This is a genomic window from Methanoregula sp. PtaB.Bin085, from assembly GCF_002067035.1.
GTDB lineage: Archaea > Halobacteriota > Methanomicrobia > Methanomicrobiales > Methanospirillaceae > Methanoregula.
Map to the genome: position 1 here is coordinate 134,550 of NZ_MVQB01000062.1, position 19,236 is coordinate 153,785.

22 protein-coding genes are annotated in these 19,236 nt (G+C 58.1%); 18 read left to right on the plus strand and 4 right to left on the minus strand.

What is annotated here, in order from left to right; genetic code table 11:
• Positions 1-19 precede the first annotated feature (19 nt).
• The 12 genes from A4E33_RS14365 to A4E33_RS14420 all read left to right on the plus strand — a co-directional run bounded on the left by A4E33_RS14365 (position 20) and on the right by A4E33_RS14420 (position 9,624).
• Positions 20-697 (plus strand): stage II sporulation protein M, encoded by a 678-nt coding sequence (locus A4E33_RS14365; RefSeq protein ID WP_292349155.1) that lies wholly within the window; start codon positions 20-22, stop codon positions 695-697.
• Between the two features lie 216 nt (positions 698-913).
• Complete coding sequence (locus tag A4E33_RS14370; RefSeq protein WP_292349156.1) at positions 914-3,781, plus strand: PAS domain S-box protein; 2,868 nt, start codon at positions 914-916, stop codon at positions 3,779-3,781.
• A 2-nt stretch (positions 3,782-3,783) separates the two neighbouring features.
• A complete protein-coding gene (locus tag A4E33_RS14375) occupies positions 3,784-5,127 on the plus strand; it encodes a response regulator (protein ID WP_292349158.1) in 1,344 nt (447 codons plus the stop codon).
• Positions 5,128-5,505: 378 nt separating this feature from the next.
• Complete coding sequence (locus tag A4E33_RS14380; protein WP_292349159.1) at positions 5,506-5,784, plus strand: CS domain-containing protein; 279 nt, start codon at positions 5,506-5,508, stop codon at positions 5,782-5,784.
• A gap of 103 nt (positions 5,785-5,887) precedes the next feature.
• Positions 5,888-6,124: a hypothetical protein gene (locus tag A4E33_RS14385; protein WP_292349161.1), complete on the plus strand. Its 237-nt coding sequence runs from the start codon at positions 5,888-5,890 to the stop codon at positions 6,122-6,124.
• A 30-nt stretch (positions 6,125-6,154) separates the two neighbouring features.
• The gene (locus A4E33_RS14390; RefSeq protein WP_292349163.1) at positions 6,155-6,574 is read left to right on the plus strand and encodes a hypothetical protein; all 420 of its coding nucleotides are present in this window, start codon (positions 6,155-6,157) and stop codon (positions 6,572-6,574) included.
• A 283-nt stretch (positions 6,575-6,857) separates the two neighbouring features.
• Positions 6,858-7,106, plus strand: coding sequence for a winged helix-turn-helix transcriptional regulator (locus A4E33_RS14395; RefSeq protein ID WP_394334375.1), 249 nt, complete (start codon positions 6,858-6,860; stop codon positions 7,104-7,106).
• The gene (locus tag A4E33_RS14400; protein ID WP_292349166.1) at positions 7,103-7,327 is read left to right on the plus strand and encodes a ferredoxin; all 225 of its coding nucleotides are present in this window, start codon (positions 7,103-7,105) and stop codon (positions 7,325-7,327) included. The genes A4E33_RS14395 and A4E33_RS14400 overlap by 4 nt, the downstream gene beginning before the upstream one ends.
• A gap of 28 nt (positions 7,328-7,355) precedes the next feature.
• The gene (locus A4E33_RS14405) at positions 7,356-7,991 is read left to right on the plus strand and encodes a hypothetical protein (protein WP_292349167.1); all 636 of its coding nucleotides are present in this window, start codon (positions 7,356-7,358) and stop codon (positions 7,989-7,991) included.
• Between the two features lie 26 nt (positions 7,992-8,017).
• The gene (locus tag A4E33_RS14410; protein WP_292349169.1) at positions 8,018-8,425 is read left to right on the plus strand and encodes a cupredoxin family copper-binding protein; all 408 of its coding nucleotides are present in this window, start codon (positions 8,018-8,020) and stop codon (positions 8,423-8,425) included.
• A 15-nt stretch (positions 8,426-8,440) separates the two neighbouring features.
• Positions 8,441-9,052, plus strand: coding sequence for an isochorismatase family protein (locus A4E33_RS14415; RefSeq protein WP_292349171.1), 612 nt, complete (start codon positions 8,441-8,443; stop codon positions 9,050-9,052).
• 167 nt (positions 9,053-9,219) lie between these two features.
• Complete coding sequence (locus A4E33_RS14420; protein ID WP_292349173.1) at positions 9,220-9,624, plus strand: hypothetical protein; 405 nt, start codon at positions 9,220-9,222, stop codon at positions 9,622-9,624.
• A 767-nt stretch (positions 9,625-10,391) separates the two neighbouring features.
• Here the strand turns inward: A4E33_RS14420 and A4E33_RS14425 are convergent.
• The 3 genes from A4E33_RS14425 to A4E33_RS14435 all read right to left on the minus strand — a co-directional run bounded on the left by A4E33_RS14425 (position 10,392) and on the right by A4E33_RS14435 (position 13,539).
• Positions 10,392-10,802, minus strand: coding sequence for a type II toxin-antitoxin system VapC family toxin (locus A4E33_RS14425; protein WP_292349174.1), 411 nt, complete (start codon positions 10,800-10,802; stop codon positions 10,392-10,394).
• Positions 10,777-11,103 (minus strand): AbrB/MazE/SpoVT family DNA-binding domain-containing protein, encoded by a 327-nt coding sequence (locus A4E33_RS14430; RefSeq protein WP_292349176.1) that lies wholly within the window; start codon positions 11,101-11,103, stop codon positions 10,777-10,779. Before A4E33_RS14430 ends, A4E33_RS14425 begins: the two co-directional genes overlap by 26 nt.
• Positions 11,104-11,202: 99 nt before the next feature.
• Positions 11,203-13,539 (minus strand): Eco57I restriction-modification methylase domain-containing protein, encoded by a 2,337-nt coding sequence (locus A4E33_RS14435; protein ID WP_292349177.1) that lies wholly within the window; start codon positions 13,537-13,539, stop codon positions 11,203-11,205.
• Between the two features lie 179 nt (positions 13,540-13,718).
• Here A4E33_RS14435 and A4E33_RS14440 point away from each other — a divergent pair, with 179 nt between their 5' ends.
• The 4 genes from A4E33_RS14440 (at position 13,719) to A4E33_RS14455 (ending at position 16,814) form a co-directional block, all read left to right on the plus strand.
• Complete coding sequence (locus A4E33_RS14440; RefSeq protein ID WP_292349179.1) at positions 13,719-14,657, plus strand: deoxyhypusine synthase; 939 nt, start codon at positions 13,719-13,721, stop codon at positions 14,655-14,657.
• Positions 14,650-15,288 (plus strand): orotidine-5'-phosphate decarboxylase, encoded by a 639-nt coding sequence (gene pyrF / locus A4E33_RS14445; protein WP_292349180.1) that lies wholly within the window; start codon positions 14,650-14,652, stop codon positions 15,286-15,288. The genes A4E33_RS14440 and pyrF overlap by 8 nt, the downstream gene beginning before the upstream one ends.
• A gap of 267 nt (positions 15,289-15,555) precedes the next feature.
• Complete coding sequence (gene nrdD, locus A4E33_RS14450) at positions 15,556-15,918, plus strand: anaerobic ribonucleoside-triphosphate reductase (RefSeq protein ID WP_292349181.1); 363 nt, start codon at positions 15,556-15,558, stop codon at positions 15,916-15,918.
• The gene (locus tag A4E33_RS14455) at positions 15,915-16,814 is read left to right on the plus strand and encodes a cysteine-rich small domain-containing protein (RefSeq protein ID WP_292349184.1); all 900 of its coding nucleotides are present in this window, start codon (positions 15,915-15,917) and stop codon (positions 16,812-16,814) included. Before nrdD ends, A4E33_RS14455 begins: the two co-directional genes overlap by 4 nt.
• 129 nt (positions 16,815-16,943) lie before the next feature.
• On the opposite strand, the gene A4E33_RS14460 is transcribed toward A4E33_RS14455, so the two are convergent.
• Positions 16,944-17,141 carry a DUF1858 domain-containing protein gene (locus A4E33_RS14460; RefSeq protein WP_292349186.1) on the minus strand — a complete coding sequence of 66 codons (198 nt, stop codon included), beginning with the start codon at positions 17,139-17,141 and terminating at the stop codon, positions 16,944-16,946.
• A gap of 135 nt (positions 17,142-17,276) precedes the next feature.
• Here A4E33_RS14460 and A4E33_RS14465 point away from each other — a divergent pair, with 135 nt between their 5' ends.
• Both A4E33_RS14465 and A4E33_RS14470 read left to right on the plus strand, forming a co-directional pair.
• Positions 17,277-18,524, plus strand: coding sequence for a nucleotide-binding protein (locus A4E33_RS14465; RefSeq protein WP_292349188.1), 1,248 nt, complete (start codon positions 17,277-17,279; stop codon positions 18,522-18,524).
• The gene (locus A4E33_RS14470; protein ID WP_292349190.1) at positions 18,521-19,120 is read left to right on the plus strand and encodes an RPA family protein; all 600 of its coding nucleotides are present in this window, start codon (positions 18,521-18,523) and stop codon (positions 19,118-19,120) included. The genes A4E33_RS14465 and A4E33_RS14470 overlap by 4 nt, the downstream gene beginning before the upstream one ends.
• Positions 19,121-19,236: the final 116 nt, after the last annotated feature.

Sequence of the window (19,236 nt, forward strand, 5' to 3'; positions counted from 1 at the left end):
GTTCCCCGCTCCCGCACGCATGAAGCTCCCCGACCATTTTCTCCGGTATTTCCTGATCGCGGCAGCCTTCCTCATCCTCGGCATCCTCTTTGTCATTGTCCAGTCCGCGGTCGTCAATCACCACCTCCCGCCGCTCAACGCCACGGAACTCAGGCTGCGTGCCGACTACCACAGCCATGTGATCATGCCGGCGATGGAGAAGCTTTTCCCAAAACTTTTGTTCCTGAACGCGGGTGTCGGCCTCTTCATCCTGATTGTCCCGCTCTCCTGGGTCTGGGTGTGGTGGTTCCGGCGCGATCTCCTTGATACGATCATCCCGCTCATGCAGGGAACTGTCTGCATCCTGATGTGGGCGCTCGGTCATAACTCGTTCACGAAAGTGTACGTGACATACCGGCTCCTCTCGTGGAAAATGATCGCAACCATGTACCTTCCCCACGGCTGGATCGAGATGCTCGCGTTCGTCCTTGCCGGGACATCTGCATTCCTCACGATCGATGCCCTGAAAGGATACCTGCAGGAGAACGGGAACAGAGAGTCCCTCCATCCCGGTGACATCTGCCTTTTCATCCTCGGCCGGGTGTGGAAGGCCGGGCTCGTGATCTTCATCCTGATGGCGATCGCGGCTGCGGTCGAGTGCCGGGTGACGCCGGAGCTGGTACGGTCAGCGTACAATGCTGCGCTGCAGCAGCTATAAGCGGACGTTTCCCGGTGTGCTCTGGCTGAACAGGTGTGTCTGGAACACCAGGTCCGTGAATCCATGACAGGGTTCATTTCAGAAAATGGAAGATACCGACACCCTTTTTAAATCAATAAACAGGTTTTAATTATCCTGATTTATTGAAATTATACCGGGGATCTGAGTCAGACAACGGATTTTTCCTCAGGGATATTTGATGCAGGGTGCCGGCTGATGGAAAAAACGGGCAGAAAAAAACCAAAAACAGGTACGGTGAATCCGGAGAAGCGAGCCGTCAGCCGCCGGCATCCGGGTACAGCCCCCGTTCCACGCGCTCCCCGTCGCAACACTGCCGTCACAAAAAAAGTGCCGGCGGCCCTTCCGGAGAGCGACGAACTCCTCCGCAGTTTCTTCGAATCTGCCGGTCTCATGCGGGGTATCGTGGAGGTGGTTGCGGAGGATGACGTGCGTCATATCACCGATAACGCGGCAGCCGCTGCCCTGCTCGGCATGACCCCGGAGGCGATGAAGAACAAGCTCGGCTCCGAGCTGGGCGAACCGCGCGAGATCCTCCGGTTGTGGGTCAGCCGCTGTTATGAAAGCCGGAAGAGTAAAAAACCGGTGATATTCGAATACAGGGACACGCGGGGAGATAAGGAAACATGGCTCCTTGCCACGGTCAGCAGTGTCAGGACACCTCCCCATGGCTGTCCCCGGTTCGCCTATGTTGTCATCGACATTACCGGACGCAAGCAGGCAGAGAAGGCGCTGAAGGAAAGTGAAGAGCGCCACCGGCTTCTGGCCGAGACGATGCTCCAGGGAGTTGTCCACCAGAATGCCGACGGCACGATAATCTCCATGAATCCCGCGGCCGAGCAGATCCTTGGAAAGACCCCGGAGGAGTTCCTGGGCGGGACATCGGTGAGCGTGGAACACGACACGATTCACGAGGACGGGTCGCTCTTTCCCGGCAGGGACCATCCCTCCATGGTGGCACTGCAGACGGGAAAGCAGGTCCGCGGGGTTATCATGGGCGTGTTCAATCCCCGCGAGAAAGCATACCGGTGGATCAGCATCGATGCTGTTCCGTTATTCCGGCCCGGCGAAGATCGTCCCTGGCAGGTCTACACCGTGTTCGAGGATATCACCGAACGCCGGAATGCCGAAGCCGGGCTGCGGAAAGCCTATGATGAACTGGAAACACGTATCAGGGAACGGACTGCCGAACTGCAAAAAGCTGTTGAATCCATCGGAACCGAACGCCGCCGTCTGTACGATGTCCTGGAGGCGCTCCCCGTCTATATCTGCCTGCTCGACAGGGATTATCGCATGCCGTTTGCGAACCGGTATTTCCGGGAGACGTTTGCAGTACCGGCAGGCCGCCGGTGCTACGAGTTCCTCTTCAACCGCAGCGAACCCTGCGACACGTGCGAGACCTACACGGTCATGAAGACCCGCTCCCCCCATCACTGGTTCTGGACCGGCCCGAACGGCCGGGACTACGATATCTACGACTTTCCTTTCACTGACACGGATGGATCGTTCATGGTCCTCGAGATGGGGATCGATATTACCGAGCAGAAGAAGGCAGAAGCAGCAACGGAAAAAGCGAATGCATACAACCGCAGCCTGATCGAGGCAAGCCTCGACCCGCTGGTTACCATCAGCCCGGACGGGACCATCAGCGACGTCAACGAGGCAACGATCCGCGTCACCGGGTTCTCCCGTGAAGAACTGGTCGGGACCGACTTCTCCGATTATTTTACCGAACCGGAAAAAGCAAAAGCCGGGTATGAAAAGGTATTCCGCGAGGGCGCTGTTACGGATTATGAACTCGGGATCCGGCATAAGGATGGGCACGTGACACCGGTCCTCTACAACGCGGCCGTGTATCGGGATCCCGCGGGGAAGAATACCGGGGTCTTTGCCGCGGCCCGGGACATCACCGGACGAAAGAAAGCAGAGGATGCCCTGCGCAGGGCGCACGCCCTTCTTGAGAAACGCGTTGAGGAACGTACCGCAGAGATTGTGCAGGCCAACGCGCAGCTCAAGAAAGAGATCGCCAACCGTATGCAGGCAGAATCCCTTGTCAAAAAAACCGTATCAGAGCTGCATGCCGCCATCGAATCGACTGCAGACGGGATCTACGCCGCAGACTGTGCCGGGAAGATTATCCGGTACAACCAGAACTTCGCTTCCATGTGGAAGATCCCGGAGGAACTGCTGCAGAGCGGCGAGGACAAAAAAGTCGCAGCCTTCCTGATGACCCGGGTGAAAAACCCCGGTCTCTTCTCAGCGGGCGATGACGGTTCATCCCGTCATGCTGACCGCGAGACATACGACATGCTGGAACTTACTGACGGCAGGATCTTTGAACGCTATTCAAAACCCCAGAAGATGGACCGGACCATCATCGGGCGGGTGCTCAGTTACCGTGACGTCACCGACCGCCGGCATGCCGAAGAAAAACTCATTGCATCCCTGCAGGAGAAGGAGACCCTGATACGGGAGATCCATCACCGGGTCAAGAACAACCTTCAGATCATCTCCGGTCTTCTTGACATGACACGGATGCGCACGCCCGACAGCACGACCAGCGGTATCCTGACCGACATGATGATGAAGATCAAGACCATGGCGCAGATCCATACCCGGCTGTACGAGAGCAGGCAGTTCGACCGGATCAACATGTCGGGCCAGATCAAGGACCAGGTGACGGATCTGTCGAGCATCTACGGGAGGTCGGGCGCAGAGATTGCAGCCACGATCCATGCAGAGGATATCTTCCTGCCGGTCGACCAGGCGATTCCCTGCGCCCTTATCGTGAACGAGATCCTCTCGAATGCATTCAAGCACGCATTCCGGGGGAGGGATCAGGGCGCGCTGGATATCTCGGCAACACACACCGGGGGGCGGGTACGTATCGTCGTGCGGGATGACGGATCCGGAATCCCGGAGAGCGTGGATCCCGACAGGACAACGAGCCTCGGGCTCAAGCTCATCCGGAGTCTTGTCCAGCAGCTGAACGGATCGATCGAGATCCGGAACGATAACGGTACGGTAGTGGCGGTCGAATTCCCGCTCCCTGCCGGAGGCAGATAACCATGTCAAAGATCCTTGTTGTTGACGATGAAGCGATCATCTCAATGCAGCTCGAAGAACGCCTGCACGCGATGGGATACACTGTTGCCGGGATGGCAGCATCGGGAGAAGATGCCATCGAGAAGGCGCGAAGGCTCGCGCCCGATCTCGTGCTGATGGATATCGTGATGCCCGGAAAGCTGAACGGCATTGATGCGGCAAAGGTGATTGCAGGCGAGATGGATATCCCGGTTGTTTTCGTCACGTCCTATGCAGACGATACCATCATCGAGAAGGCAAAACAGGTCGGGCCCTACGGGTATATCGTCAAGCCGTTCAACGAGCTGGAGATCAAGGCAGGGATTGAGGTTGCCCTCTTCCGGAAAACCGCCGAGCGCGAACTCCGGAAATCTGCCCCGGCACCATCCGGAGCGGGGGGTCGTCCACAGGACAACGGGGACGGGAGCGGAGGGGCGGATTATATCAACCTGCCGGACGTCAAAACGATCCTGCTGAAGGATATTTTTTCAGATATCGTCCTCTACCTGTATGCCGATCCCGCTCTCCGGGAGCCGATATTCAGGTTCGCCATCGAGGCCGGGCTGAAAAAAGGCGGGCGGAATTTCTTTGCCTACCACCGGTCGGTCCTTCAGAAATATTTCCTCAAAGAACTTCAGAGCAGGCAGCTTTTCATGCGCCGGATCAAGACCGGGGAGGTCTGTCTCCTGCCGGAAATCCTTGACACCTGTATGACATCGCTTCCGCAGGATCCCGCAGCTGGAAACCTCCGGATCCTCCTGGATTTCTCTGAAACGGACGAGTTTGCCGACATCCTTGCCGTAAAAAACCTCGTCCTTGCCAGGAAAGAGCACGGGGCGGCCGTATCCGGTATCATCGCCGTGAACATGGCCGATATCGACCACGACAGGATCCGGCAGCTCTCCGATGGCATTGGCAGGACCATCATCTCGACGGGGAAGGAGACCACCCTCTCGTTCGCCCACCGTGCTTTCCCCTCCGAACCGGTGGCCGCTGTCCCTCAGGCAACCATCGATGACGTGGTGAAAAAATCCCTTGAACCGGTAGTGCTCTCGCTTCTCGACAAGCCCGTCTCCGGATACGATATCGTCCACGAGATCCACAGCCGGTATAATGTCCTCATCCCCCAGGCAAGGGTCTACGCATATCTCTACGATCTCGAACAGAAGGGATATCTTGCCATGAAAATATCCGGGAAATCGAAACTGTACTCACCAACAGAGATTGGGAAAAAGTATATCCGGAACCGGCTGGATGAGTTCAAGTTCGTCTTCCGGCATATTCTCGGGGAAGGAACTGCCCCTCTCTTCCCGCCTGACAGAAAATAGACTTTTTTTAACATAACTGTCCGGCCGTACTGGTATACCTGCGGGTACACAGCGCGATCAGGGTACGGAACCACATGCAAAAATATGAAACAATTCGTGAAACGTCCGGCAATCTATATTGAAGCCGCGTGAGAAGGAAACATGGCGGGAGGAACTACCCCGCACTTTGGGAAAGGCCATGAGCGAAATGACCAGTCACTCAGCAACCTTTGACATCTTCCTGCGACAGGAGTACAGGGATCAGGAGATTTTGCAAAAAACGCACACAACATACCAGGAAACCGCCGGTATCATCATGACTTCGGGATTCTCTGTGGGAACACCACCTGAACCGGCAGATACTGCAGGAAAAAATCTGCCGGGAAGAAGGGATCTCCCGTGACAGCCGGCCGACCCGAAGAAAACAGTACGTTCGATCCGCCGGTCCATATCTCGTACCATGGAAGGGAATGCCACATCTGCGTCGATCTTCCCGACACGACAGAGGAACAGATTCGGATCGATCTTGAAAAGACCGCGCTTACCCTGTCCATCATACGTGACGGTTCAGTTGATAAGAAAATAATCCGGATACCCGGGGAATTACGCCTTTTCCGGAAAAAAGTGACATCCGGTGTACTGGAGATTGTTCTTGAAAAACCAGTGACCGGAGGGTAACCGGCACTGTCACGGGTTTCGTATTGCCATTGTTTCAGGGTTCGTTTCAAAATCCGGATTTCGCAGACAATCCTATTATTCTTCCAGACAATCACGAAAGGGGGTGAGACGTATTCACGTTCCTGATAACCAGGATGCGGTCTTCATGGCCGGAGAGGACCTTGACCGGATCCGGAGCAATCTCTGCCGCTGGAAATACACCCCGGTACACAATTCCCCGGCAGCCTTCTTCCGGTACGGCAGCGCATGTCCTGCACAGGGATGTCATTCCTGCACGGACCCGGACTGTCCCTGCGCGGATTATGTCCGGCATTACCTGAACCACCCGCGGTGCGATTAACCGTATTCAGGAATCGGGGTGATCACGAGCATGACAGCAGAGACGATATCCATTCCTGTCCGGACCGTTCCGGATCCCCTGGCCGGCGAAAGATCCTTCGGACAATCCGAGGGATCCGGCATCGCAATACCTTGGAACCTGATGGAAGAACGGGACGCGAAGGACGATCTCAGGTGGTATCTGATACACAAGTACCGCACAATTCTCATCGACAGGCTCACAGCAGAAGATCTCGGGGAACTCCGGGTCTGCCTGAAACGGTGGTCCGGAACAAAAAACGGGCAGGACAGCGAATTCCCGCACCGGTTCGTTATGAAGCTCAGGGAGTATCTTCCCGAAGAGATTCTGAGGTACGAGATCGCAGGCATCGAATCACTTTTCATGCTGATGAGGGCACAGGATCTGCCGGACCGGCACCGTGCAGCCTCCGGGGCTGTGACTAGATCATAATCCGGACAGAACGTCCGTACCGCCATGGAATCTTATCCTTCCCGGAAGGGAATGTTTCAGATTTTGTTTCATTCCCTGACTTTTGGCAAAGGGGCTATACCCTTCCGTTGTTCACTTCCATGCAGGCGGGAAGCAGGTGAAAACGCCGGAAAAGCTTCCCGCACAAGGGAGTGATCCATGACAGAAGCCGGGTTCGTATGGACGACCGGAACTGCCCTGTGGTTTCACGGTCCTTGCGCCGTATATCTCCGGACAGCAGGTGAAAAAAATTCCGGAGGAATGAATGAGAATGACACCATTACCGCCATCATCAAGGGCCGTGCTCAAAGCGCTCGGGAAGGAGGGCGCGATGACGCACGGCGATATCGTGAGGAAAACGCACTGCAACCCGAGGACCGTGCGGTACGCCCTGCGGAAACTCAAGGAAAACCAGCTGATCATCGAGAAGATGAACCTCCGCGACATGCGGCAGATCATTTACCAGTACCGTTATAATCCACCGGAGGCCGTGACGACCGGGGAGCATCAATGAACGCCAGTATCGACCGGCAGAACTGCACAAGCTGCGGGACCTGCTGGGACACCTGCCCGGAATTCTTTGAGGAGGATCCGGATGATCACTTCAGCCGCATTATCGGAAAATACCGGAACGATGGATCCAGATCCGAAGGATCCGTTCCGGATGATCTGGAAGACTGCGTGAAGGAGGCTGCGGATCTCTGTCCTGTGCAGATAATCGCGGTGACGGAGTGACCAGGCGCGATCCCGGGGGTAAATACCTGTGTTTATCGGGCACTTCGCAGTTGCGTATCTCCTCATCGTGCTCTTCCCGGCCGTCCCGCCGCTGGTCATCCTTTGCGGGGTCAGCTTTCCTGACCTCCTCTGGCCGGTCCTGGTACTGACAGGGATGGAGACCGTGGCCGTCAATCCCGACAGCCCGCTCCAGAACGCGATCCGGTTCACCTCGTACCCGTACTCCCACTCGCTCGTCACCGGGTCCCTGATTGCGGCGGTCCCGGGACTTTTTATCGCGTACTTCATGAGCCCTGCTGCCGGGATCCTGTTTGTCGCTGCCTCGGCCTCCCACTGGCTGCTGGACGTGGTGACGCACCTGCAGGATCTGCCGGTGCTCGGCTTTGGGAAGGACATGAAAGCCGGCCTCGGGCTCTGGAACTACCCGAAGGCTGCATTTGTGCTGGAACTCGCATTCTATACCGTCATCACAGTGCTTGCGGTGCAACCGGCGCTGGTCGTTCCCCTGCTGGCCCTTGGTTTTGCATTCCACCTTATCAATGCGAATTCATTCCTGGGATTCAGCAGGAAAAATCCCTTTACTGCCCGGAGTTATGCCGTCCTTGCAATCTTCGGGTTCCTTGCATTCATCGGGGGCCTGAACTGGATCTTCGCGACAGGGTGAGAAAAAAATTTTCATGGAGGGAAAAAATGCAGAATCAAGAAACCAGAGAACCCGGCCTGCACCGTGCATACACGGTGGCAGGAATCCTGCTCCTGATCGCGGCCTGCATGGTGGCCGGTTGTTCGTCCGGCAAGGGCCCGGCAACACCGGCCTTGCCGCAACCACCGGCCGGGAGCGGGAATGCGATCACGATACAGAATTTTGCGTTCGATCCGCCGGCGCTGACCGTGAAAGCCGGCACGGTGGTCATGTGGACGAACCAGGACAGTGCGCCACACGCCATTGTCTCCGATACGGGATCACCGGAAACATTCTCTTCCGATACGCTCTCAACGGGCCGGTCGTACTCGTTCACCTTCAACCGGCCGGGGACGTACCCGTATCATTGTTCGATTCACCCGTCCATGACGGGAACCATTGTTGTTGAGAAATAAGACGGAGAATAAAACATGCCAAAACAAACCGATGGAAAACTGGACCTGTTAAACGACAGGAACAGTGCACTGGTGCTCGTGGATTACCAGCCCACGATGTTCTCCGGTGTCGGCTCAGGTGACAAGACGATCATCCGGAACGCTGCGTATTGCGCTGCAAAGGCTGCGTCAATCCTGAACGTGCCGGTCGTACTCTCGACCATCAACCCGCAGCACAACGGGAACTTCATCGAGGATGTGACCCGGCTGTTCCCCGGCCAGGAAGTGTTTGCACGGCCGGTGCCAAGCTTCGATGCATTTGAGGACGGGAAGACCTACGGCGCATTCAGAACGGCGAACCGGAAGAAACTGGTGATCTCCGGGCTCTGGACGAGCATGTGCTTCTGCTACACGGCCCTGCACGCGCTCCGTGACGGCTACGAAGTTTACGGGCTGATGGATGCAGCGGGCGACTCCACGATCGCGGCCCACCGGTTCGGCATTCAGCGGATGCTGCAGGCCGGGGTCATACCGATCACGGTTGAGTCACTGGTATCGGAATGGATGCATGACTGGGGCAACCCGAAGGCCGGCGATCTCGTGAAGGAGGTCTACTCCCGGTATGGCTACATGATCGGGCTCCGGTAAGACGAAGTTTTTCTTTTTTGGCAGGGGGTCGCTCCTGTGGCGGATGGTGAGAGTTCATACAAGAAAGCGTATCATCTTCCGGTTCATTGATTATACGAAATATTTCCGCGGAAATTGTTCCGGGGAATATCGCAGAGAGCGAGAGAACGATGAAAGGACGAAGACCAATGGTAGCGCTGGGCGATGCAAAAAAATTCGCGGAGCGCCAGGGCTACATCTGGGTGCCCAACCCGGATCCGGCAATCCCGTTCGACGCGTTCGCGTACCGGGGCAGCGATATGATTGCACTCCGGGTGGAAACCTGCCGGAATGCACCGGGCGTGTACGATCTCCCCCGGGATTTTTTCCGGGATGCTTTTGAGATTCTCAGAAAACTCCCGCTGCCCGCGTACCTCCCCCGCGAAGTGTGGGTGCGGTACAGCTGGAGCCGGGCATTCAACCGGTTCCGGCTCTTTGGTGAGAATTTCCTTGAGACAACGATGATCGACCGGGACAGGCCGGTCTATCCTTACGAGCCGGATTCCCTTCCTCCCGCTCCAGGAGGTGGCCGGGAAAAAGAGTCCCGGAAATAAGCCCCGTACGGCCTCCGTTTGCCAAAAGGACGAAGGCCGGATCGGACCATGAGTCCCGGGTGTCAACCGCCTGAACAATTCTTCTTTTAAGCAATTATTTTCATGAAATTTCCGTTTTAAACAGATTCAGACCTGTTAAAATAGAAGGCCGCTGACACCCGCTTTCCGACCCCCGCTCCTTCAAGCCCGGGATCCTCACGATCCTGCCTCCGGTGCAGGATATGACGGTTTTTCCGGAGGGTCGGAGTTTTTACGTCGTAAGAGTGCTCTTTTCCGTCGATAGCAGGAGGACCTGGAAAAAAGTCCCGGAAATAAGCCCCGTACGGCCTCCGTTTGCCAAAAGGACGAAGGCCGGATCGGACCATGAGTCCCGGGTGTCAACCGCCGGAAAAATTCTTCTTTTAAGCAATTATTTTCATGAAATTTCCGTTTTAAACAGATTCAGACCTGTTAAAATAGAAGGCCGCTGACACCCGCTTTCCGACCCCCGCTCCTTCAAGCCCGGGATCCTCACGATCCTGCCTCCGGTGCAGGATATGACGGTTTTTCCGGAGGGTGACGATTCTCCGTCGGAGAATCGGCAGCCGTGAGAAGATACCGAAGGTATCTTCGAGAGGGTCAGATTTTTACGTCGAAGAGCCTGCGGCTCTTCTCCTGGTTCTTGCCCGAAATCGCTCACCAGATCGCAGAATCCCTGAACGCTCTTCTTAATTCACACATCCGACAGCTATTGAGGAATTCAAAGAGCCCGCGGCTCTTCTCATCCCTCACTGACGACCCTCGGTAATTTCCAGGCATTCCTCAAGGCCGGCAAAATGCCTGTCGCCGCTCAGGATTTTCAGGCTATACAGCCGGGCCGTTGCAAGGATCATGCAGTCCATGGCGCCCATGCCGCTGCCGTTTTTTTTCCTGTCGGCTTTGATCGCGCCAGCGAGGATTGCAATATCAGTATCGACCGGGATCACTTCGGCATGATTCACGACAATTCCTATCAGCGAATCAATTTTTTCTCTGCTGAAAAAATCGCTGATGCGGTACCGGAGTTCGTACAGCGTCAGCACGGAAACGGCAACCGGGGAATTCTCTTCAATACATACAAGCGCCTTGCGCCCCCACGGGCTGTTCTGGAAGATCTCAATCCACGTAAAGGTATCAACCAGAATTCCGGGACCGGTCATCCGCATCCTCCTCATCGACTTCCCGGTCATGGTCGCGGTACAGTGCTTCAAGATCTAAGCCAGGAAGGATACCAAGGAGGGAACTGAGCGGCGGGACCGGGATCAGCTCGATGTGCCCTTCCGTCTCCCTCACCATGAACCGGGTTGCACCGTAATGGTCACGGATTTTCTTGGGAAGGACCATCCGGCCGGTTGAGTCTATGCTGACAACCGGCCCGGTGTCGGGAAGGTATCCGGCCGCCGGCTCGCTGACACCGGAATTCTTTTTGGTTCTGCCGGATTTTTGGATCTTTTGTTTCATAGCCCTCGCTCTCACATACTGGGAAGATTTTTGGAGAATAAAATTTTTAGCAGAAATGAAAATTGGCAAAAAATGAAAAATGGAAATTTCCGGATTCCATTAGCGTGAGCTTCCTTCCACTACCGCGATCTCTTCCGGAGTCAGCCCGTACATCTCATAAACCAAAGCATCGATCCGCACGTCCGTTGCATCAATCTCCTGCTGCACGAGCCGGCGCTCCTGCTCGGTTGTTGCCTTCGCGAGGTACCGGTTCAGCTCGAGAATGTCCGTGACGAGCGAGACCAGTTTGTTGTGCCGGGTTTTATCCCGGAGTTTGTCGAAGTCCGGCGTGACAACCGGAAATTTTCCGAGCGCCGGGGGGATAACATGATACCCGCGGTCCGTGAGCGGGCACGTCCGCGTGATGATGAACCGGCCCAGCGCCGAGTTCAGGAGCGCGAGAAGGTACCGATCGTTGCGGTGGATCGCAACCAGCGCGTTCGTCATCGCGTACGATCCTTTGGCATCATAACAGAATGCCGGGCGCCTCTGGTATGCAGAGAAAATAATCTTCGGGATCGGGGGCTCGCGACCCTGGCCGGACGCCGGCTGCCCAAAAGACACTCCGGTGTTTTCTTCCGCGTCTTCACCATGATCCCAGCCTGTTTCTTCTGCAGCCGTTCCAAGGTATTCTGCCAGCCTGCGGCATCTCAGGAGATGACGCGGATCATGGAGCGGGATATAAAAACGATCCGGTTTTGCCGGCAACCAGCGCCGGATCTCTGCGGGGCTCAGCAGCGGGACAAAGAACCGCCGGCACCACCAGGCTCCTTCTGTCAGGCGGTCCCTTGTTGCCGTATCGACCACCAGGGGATTGTCCCGGAGCCGGTGCGTTCCAGCGTCGATCTGCCCGAGAACGTACTGGTCAAGCGGAGTGCCGGCAGCAACGATCTTTTCCAGCAGATCCTCCGCCCGGGTGTCCTCGAGTTTCCACCCGCCGTCGCCAAACTGGCGCTGGTCGAGCGTGAACCTGCGTACGCCGGACGAATCCTGCGCAGGCCCGTTGCCGCTTCCCCCCGTTGAGACGGTAAAGGGGCCGGCAGGCGGACTGTTCTGCAGCCGGAGATATACAAGCGGAACATTGCCTTCCGGCAGGAGCCGGGAATGCCCGGTCGCGCTGATCTCCATGATCCTGCGGGTGAGGAGGAGGCGCCGGAGCGGGCGGGCAGGCCGGGATCTCAGGAACGTTTCCGGCACAAGAACCCCGAGCGTTCCTCCCGGCTGGAGGAGGTGAAGGGCCCGTTCAATGAAGTACCCGTACAGGCCGGCTGAGGAGGCATACACACTGTAGTGCGTCTGGAAGTACTCCTCGCGGGCCTGCACGGCAAACGGCCGGTAGGGCGGGGGCGAGCCGATGACACCATCGAACCCGCCGGCTGCAATGATTTCAGGAAATCCCTTCTCCCAGTCGAACGGATTTACCCGCCGGCGCTCCTCCGCGTTGAAGGGATAGACCGGCTTTCCGGAGAAATAATCGGGAGCAATGAGGGCGTTCCCGCACCTGACACAACGGCTGGTGATGAAAGCGGCATCGCGTATCGCGCCGGAAGAGGGGGTGCCGTGGCCGGAACGCCGGTATTCTTCGATGAAGGCCAGCAACAGGATGAACCGTGCTGCGCTGACGGATTCCGGATCAAGATCGGTTCCAAAAACAGAACCGGCGGCCTGATCGGGGCTGGGGTTCCGTGTCCTGCTGCGGGCAATGAACCGGAAGGCAGCGAGCAGGAAGAGCCCGGCACCGCACGCCGGGTCAAGGACCCGGTAGTCCTTCGCGCTCCCGCCATCTGTGTTCCCGCGTGCCGGGCCGGCTGTCTCTTTCACGACGTGTTCGATGAGATGCCAGGGAGGGACATCGACCGAACCGGTATAGAGCAGCGCCGACTTCCCGGAACGTTTCACACGGCCGCCTTCTGCAGCTTCCACTCTCATGCCCAGGAATAGATCGAGAACGCCGGCACATTCCTCCAGCGGGAGCCGGGTAACGGGCACGGGAAAGTCCGGTTCATCGAGCCATGCAAGGAGACGGCGAAGCGGTTCATCGGGAACCGCCGGAACCGTTCGCTGATTATCGGGCCCCCTCTCAAAGAATACTGCCGGATCCGCCCCGGCATCCGAAACTGCACGGGCCATCCGTCCCGCGATCCCATCACATGCTGCAAGGGCGGCAACCGTTCCCGGTTCGATAAAACCGCATTCTTCACCGGTTTTTACGAAGAGTGCCTGGAGGATGGACGAAACGATGGCATAATTCAGGTCGGGATCGGGGATCATATGATGATCCCCGGCCAGCCGGCGGGCGATACGGTCCCGTGCGGACTCAAGCCCGGATAAGAGGGAACTGCCGCGGGGGGTGAGGGGGGGTACCGCGTTTGTATCGGATCCAATCGGTGCCGGCATCCGGATAAGAATTGATCCGGAAGGCGATAATTGTGGTGAGTCCGGGCCGGTGTCATCATATCAGGCCCTGCAGCACCACACGGGGGTATACCGCGGTATCACAGGATGGCAGTACACGGCCGGAAAACACAGTTATCTGTCTTGAAGACCAATATCCCACCAACATTTGCGGGGAAACCATGACACAACCTTGCGAGATGCCGGTCACCCAGCTCCATGTGAAGCCGGAGATGACGGTGAACGAACTCGTTGAAGCGATGGGGAAGGCCGGGGCCTACAACGGCGGTTCGCTCGCCCGGGCCGCGGATATCTGGGAGCAGATGCTCCGCGACAAAGAAGCCACGAAGTTCTTCGGACTTGCCGGGGCAATGGTCCCGGCCGGTATGGGCGGGATCGTGTCCGACCTGATCAAGGCCGGCCATATCGACGTCCTTGTCTCGACCGGCGCGAACCTGACACACGACATCATCGAGGCGATCGGGTGCAGGCACTTCCACGGAACGGCCTTCTGCGATGACATCGAGCTCCGGCACGATGAGATCAACCGGATCTACGATGTCTATCTCCCCAACGAGGCCTTCGAGCACTTCGAGGAGTTCATGCAGGGTGTGTTCGGCCAGCTCGAACCCGGCTCAACGATCTCGATCTCGGGCCTGCTCGAACACATCGGGAAGAACACGAAATCCGGCATCCTCCACACGGCTGCACGAAAGAAGATCCCCGTGTACAACCCCGCTGTGCAGGACTCGATGATCGGGCTCCAGTACTGGCTCTTCTCCCAGACAAACAAGGTTACGGTTGATGCGTTCGCTGACATGCCGGCACTGATGGACCGGTGCTTCACGGCAAGGAAGGCCGGGGCCATGCTCGTGGGCGGCGGGGTCCCGAAGAACTTCATCCTCCAGAGCATGCTGATGACCCCCAACGGGTTCACGTACGCGATCCAGCTCACCGGCGACCGCCCGGATCTCGGCGGGCTCTCGGGGGCAACGCTGGACGAGGCCAGGTCGTGGGGCAAGATCACGGAGGATGCGCAGGCCGTGACCGTGTACGGCGACGCCACGATCACCCTTCCCCTGCTGGCAGCGGCAGTCACGGAGCGGCTCCACCATGGCTGAGCTGATCCTCGCACTGGACGTGACCGAGAAGCGGCAGGCGAAGAAGATTGTCAAGGCCTGCGCCCCGCATCTCGACGCCGTCAAGCTCGGCTACCCGCTGATCCTCTCCTGCGGCCTTTCCTTTGCCGGGGAACTTGAAGAATTCGATCTCCCGCTCATCGCGGACTTCAAGGTCGCCGACATCCCAAACACGAACAGGCTGATCGCGGAGCAGGTTTTTGACGCGGGATTCTCCTCCATCATCTGCCACGGGTTTACCGGGCAGGATGCCGTGCAGGCCTGCGTGGACGTTGCAGCCGATTACGGAGGCTCCTGCTTCGTGGTCGCAGAGATGAGCCACCCGGGGGCGACCACGTTCTTTCATGGCGGGACCGCGGAGAAGATCGCGGAACTCACGATGGCGTGCGGTGCGGACGGGATCATCGCGCCGGCAACCCGGCCTGACCGGGTAACTGCGCTGCGGAAGATTGTCGGCAGCCGTAAGATCCTCTCACCCGGTGTCGGGGCACAGGGAGGGGACGCGGCAGCTGTGGCGAAGATCGTGGACGGGATTATCGTTGGCCGCGCGATCTATGATGCGGAGAACCCGAAAGCAGCCGCGGAATCGTTCGCAACAATCCGCGGCCGGTAATCCCGGAAATCCGGTGGCCGGGCATCCGGGGTTTTTCACGTCAGCATTCAGGAAACGGGAGCCGGTACGGAACGGGTTTTCAGGGGGGCAGTTTCAGGCGCCTCCCGCCGATTGGGGCCAGAAATTCCCGCCGATACACGGGATGTATTTAAATGGCGGGCTTATTGCGACCAGATCCGCATATGCACGTTTTATTGTCCATGAAATCGCAGTACATCGAACCTGCTGGTTCTAAATATTTATTAATGACCTGTGCAATGTTATAGTATGGATTGGACAGCGGATCAAAAGAAAATAGCAAATAAATACAAAACTCTGGATGATATTCCGGAGAACGAGCGCAAGTACAAGTGCCACACGTGCCACCTGATTGTCGATGAGAGTCCCTGTCCGAACTGCGGCGAGACGCACCTTGAGGTCATGTGCCCGCTCGACCACTGCCACTGCAACCACGAGATCATCTCGGGCATCGAGTACTGCCCGCTCTGCGGTGCGGCCGTCTGCCCCGAATGCGGCTCGCACGATGTCGTGCAGGTCAGCCGCGTGACCGGGTACCTGCAGGACGTATCCGGCTGGAACGCCGGCAAGCAGCAGGAACTCAAGGATCGCATGCGCTACTCGGTTGCATGAGATATTATACAGAATCCGATACTCTTTTCATCCGCGGACAGTTCCGCGCTGCAAGCACCGGAATCAACGGCGGCATCCGTTCTGTCTCCACGCTCCTGAATCACGCGCTCCGGCCGGACAGCGACGCGTACGATGCAGCAAAGGAACTGGAGGCAGCGGCGGCCGGTGCCGGTGTCGGCAGCGATTTCTTCGGGCTCCTGACCACCATCCCCGCGGGGCAGGCCTGCGTTCTTCAGTACGATTTTATCACGGTCTTTGTCACGGCCGGGATCCGCCGCGAGGAGCCCGGCAGGGCCGGGAGCGTCAGCATTATCGTGACGGGCAGCGAGGGCATGAGCGACGGGGCACTGCTCGAGACGATCATGGTGGCAGCCGAGGCAAAGGCCGAAGCCCTGTCAAAACTCGGCCTCCCGATGACCGGCACGCCGGCCGACACGATCATAGCTGCATGCGAAGGGGAGGAGAGGCACGATTCCGCCGGGCGCCTGAGCGATGCAGGAAAACGGGTCCGCGAGGCCGTGCTGCACGGGATCCCGGCAGCCCTGACCCGGAACGACGCGGGCGTCGATGCCGGACGGCCGGCATTCTTCATCTTCAGCCGTATGAAGGGCGAGCACTGGATCGAGTGGTCGCCGGTGAAGTGCCCGTACTACCCCTGCCATTTCAAAGGGCAGTCCTGCGATTTCTGCTACTGCCCGTTCTATCCCTGCAAGGACGAGAGCCTTGGCCAGTGGGCAAAGGGATCGAATGGAAGCCGTGTCTGGAACTGCGCACGGTGCAGGCTCGTGCACCAGCCGGACGTTGCCGCGTACCTGAAGAAGTACCCCGGGGCGTCGCTTGCGGAGCTCGTTCGGGCCGGTAAGAACGCGGGGAAGAAACGGAAAACCAAGGCATGATATCCGCAGCCTGAACGATTGTTCAGCTGTCCGTATTCACGGGATGATTGAACGATCCCGTGAGAAACAAAAAAGTATTCCGGTTCCCTCAGATACCGTGCCGTTTACGGCATGACAAAAAGAGAACCCTCAGTTCTCCTTGATCCCAAGCGCCTTGAGGAGCTCGGGGAGGGGGATGCCGTGGGCCTCGGCGGCCTGGCGGATGGTCTCGCCCCGGGCGATGGCGCAGCCGACACAGCCCATGCCGAACTTGAAGAGGGCCTCGGTTGCCTCGGGCTTGGCCTTGAGGAGATCATAGATGGTGCTGTCTGCGGTAATGTCAGTCATAGTATCCTCAGGTTGGCGCCATGTCACATAAACCTCGCGATAGTGACGGGCGGAAGAACAATCCGACACTTTCACTACGCATGGTCGCATTATATAGACCGGGTAAAACCGCACGAATAACTGGAGATGTATGAAATGGATTATTCCGAAGCAGCAGACAGAATCTCCCGAAAGTATCAAAAGAGCGGCCAGGCGGTCGATGTAAAAAAGATCGAGGGCAAGCTCAGACGGCTCGTGGATGAATTCGGCGTCCAGCCCTCCGAGGCGGAACGCAGTGTGATCAACGAGCTCAACAAGGAGTTCAACATTCCCGCGGCGGGTTCTCCTGCCGGGGGAGGCAGGGCCGGCGGCGCAAACGAGCAGAAGCGGATCGCGGACGCTGCCCCCGGCGACTGGGTCACCTTCGAGGCGAAAGTCGTCGCCCTCTCGGCACCGGCATCCCCGTCCATTGCGCAGAGCGGGATCCTTGCTGACGAATCCGGCGCGATACGGTTCGTTGTCTGGGCAAAGTCCAATGCCCCGAAGATGAGCGAGGGATCGTGGTACCGCATCGAGTCCGCGGTCGTTGACGAATTCAAGGGAGTCCCCAGCCTGAAGGTCCACTCCGGGACAACGATCAGAGAGATTGGCGAGGACCGGTCGCTTATCCCGACCCCGCTTCCCATCAAAGACCTGCATCCCGGGATCGGGGGCGTCCGTGCCAAGGTAGTACAGGAATGGGATGCCAGCCACGAGCGGATGCTCCAGTCCGGGCTCCTTGGCGATGAGACCGGCACGATCAAGTTCGTGATCTGGAAGGAACCGGGTAAGGAGAAGCTCAAGGTCGGCGCCGTGTACAGCATCTTCTATGCACAGGTCGATGAGTTCAACGGCCGGCTCTCGCTGAACCTGAACGCGGCGACAATCATGCAGGAGGACGCCGAGATCGCGGTCAGCGGCGGCGAGTCCGCGGTCCGGGGCGCCATCGTGCACATCGCGCCCGGCTCCGGCATCATCAAGCGCTGCCCGGTCGAGGGCTGCAACCGGGCCCTCTCGCGCCAGAACTACTGCCCTGTCCACGAGATCCAGCCGAAGTTCGTGTACGACCTCCGGATCAAGGGCTGGCTCGATGACGGGGAGAAGACCCACAACATCCTCCTGCAGCGCGACGCCACCGAAGCCCTGACCGGCATCACGCTCGACGCGGCAAAGGAGATCGCGGAGAACAACCCGCTCGGGATGGACGAGGTCTTCCTCCGGATGCGTGACGCCATCCTCGGGAGGTATATCGTCTGCCATGGTCGCGAGATCGACGGCCGCCTGCTCGTGAACAAATGCGAGAAGGTGACGTTCGACTCCGGCGAACATGCGGCGCTGCTGAACCGGGCCGGTGGTGCATCATGAGCGCAAATCCCCGCGACATGCCGCGGCGCGAGGGAGCCTTCGAGCGGGAACCCGCACGCCGGATTTTCGCGTCCGAGCTCCGCGAGTGCCGGTACCAGTTCAAGGACGGCGATGACGAGAAGAGCCCCACGTTCGTCCTGCTCCCTACCGGGGAACGCTCCAACCGGATCTTCCTGGTCGGCACCCTGACCGAGAAGACCCGGCAGGGCGAGCAGAACGTCTTCTACCGGGGCCGCGTGGTCGACCCGACCGGCACGTTCTTCATCATGGCCGGCAGCTACCAGCCCGAGGCCATGCAGCAGCTGGCGAAGATCGAGCCGCCCCAGTTCGTTGCCGTGATCGGCAAGCCGAACCTGTACCAGAAGCCCGACGGATCGTTCATGAACTCCGTCCGGGTCGAGTCGATCACGGTCGTTGACAAGGACACCCGCGATCTCTGGGTGCTGGATGTGGCAAAACAGACGCTGGACCGCGTCGATGCTCTCAAGGCCGGTACCGGAAAGGATGTGCCAAAGGCAAAAGAGCAATACCCCACGATCGATCCGGCGGTCTTCCGGAAGATTGCCTACGACGCGCTGGCGCAGATCAGGATGTAATTTTTTCCTGTTTTTTTATGATGAAAACACGTTCCCCCCACCAAAATGGGTTTCCTTCCCAGTCAATCCATCCTGTCAATGTATATCTGACGGTATTCCGCAGGAAATGATGGATC

Coding starts and splice junctions, on each gene's coding strand:
- A4E33_RS14365 (WP_292349155.1), top strand. CDS start 20: ATGAAGCTCCCCGACCATTTTCTCCGGTATTTCCTGATCGCGGCAGCC.
- A4E33_RS14370 (WP_292349156.1), top strand. CDS start 914: ATGGAAAAAACGGGCAGAAAAAAACCAAAAACAGGTACGGTGAATCCG.
- A4E33_RS14375 (WP_292349158.1), top strand. CDS start 3,784: ATGTCAAAGATCCTTGTTGTTGACGATGAAGCGATCATCTCAATGCAG.
- A4E33_RS14390 (WP_292349163.1), top strand. CDS start 6,155: ATGACAGCAGAGACGATATCCATTCCTGTCCGGACCGTTCCGGATCCC.
- A4E33_RS14395 (WP_394334375.1), top strand. CDS start 6,858: ATGAGAATGACACCATTACCGCCATCATCAAGGGCCGTGCTCAAAGCG.
- A4E33_RS14400 (WP_292349166.1), top strand. CDS start 7,103: ATGAACGCCAGTATCGACCGGCAGAACTGCACAAGCTGCGGGACCTGC.
- A4E33_RS14410 (WP_292349169.1), top strand. CDS start 8,018: ATGCAGAATCAAGAAACCAGAGAACCCGGCCTGCACCGTGCATACACG.
- A4E33_RS14415 (WP_292349171.1), top strand. CDS start 8,441: ATGCCAAAACAAACCGATGGAAAACTGGACCTGTTAAACGACAGGAAC.
- A4E33_RS14420 (WP_292349173.1), top strand. CDS start 9,220: ATGGTAGCGCTGGGCGATGCAAAAAAATTCGCGGAGCGCCAGGGCTAC.
- A4E33_RS14425 (WP_292349174.1), bottom strand. CDS start 10,802: ATGACCGGTCCCGGAATTCTGGTTGATACCTTTACGTGGATTGAGATC.
- A4E33_RS14430 (WP_292349176.1), bottom strand. CDS start 11,103: ATGAAACAAAAGATCCAAAAATCCGGCAGAACCAAAAAGAATTCCGGT.
- A4E33_RS14435 (WP_292349177.1), bottom strand. CDS start 13,539: ATGCCGGCACCGATTGGATCCGATACAAACGCGGTACCCCCCCTCACC.
- A4E33_RS14440 (WP_292349179.1), top strand. CDS start 13,719: ATGACACAACCTTGCGAGATGCCGGTCACCCAGCTCCATGTGAAGCCG.
- pyrF (WP_292349180.1), top strand. CDS start 14,650: ATGGCTGAGCTGATCCTCGCACTGGACGTGACCGAGAAGCGGCAGGCG.
- nrdD (WP_292349181.1), top strand. CDS start 15,556: ATGGATTGGACAGCGGATCAAAAGAAAATAGCAAATAAATACAAAACT.
- A4E33_RS14455 (WP_292349184.1), top strand. CDS start 15,915: ATGAGATATTATACAGAATCCGATACTCTTTTCATCCGCGGACAGTTC.
- A4E33_RS14460 (WP_292349186.1), bottom strand. CDS start 17,141: ATGACTGACATTACCGCAGACAGCACCATCTATGATCTCCTCAAGGCC.
- A4E33_RS14465 (WP_292349188.1), top strand. CDS start 17,277: ATGGATTATTCCGAAGCAGCAGACAGAATCTCCCGAAAGTATCAAAAG.
- A4E33_RS14470 (WP_292349190.1), top strand. CDS start 18,521: ATGAGCGCAAATCCCCGCGACATGCCGCGGCGCGAGGGAGCCTTCGAG.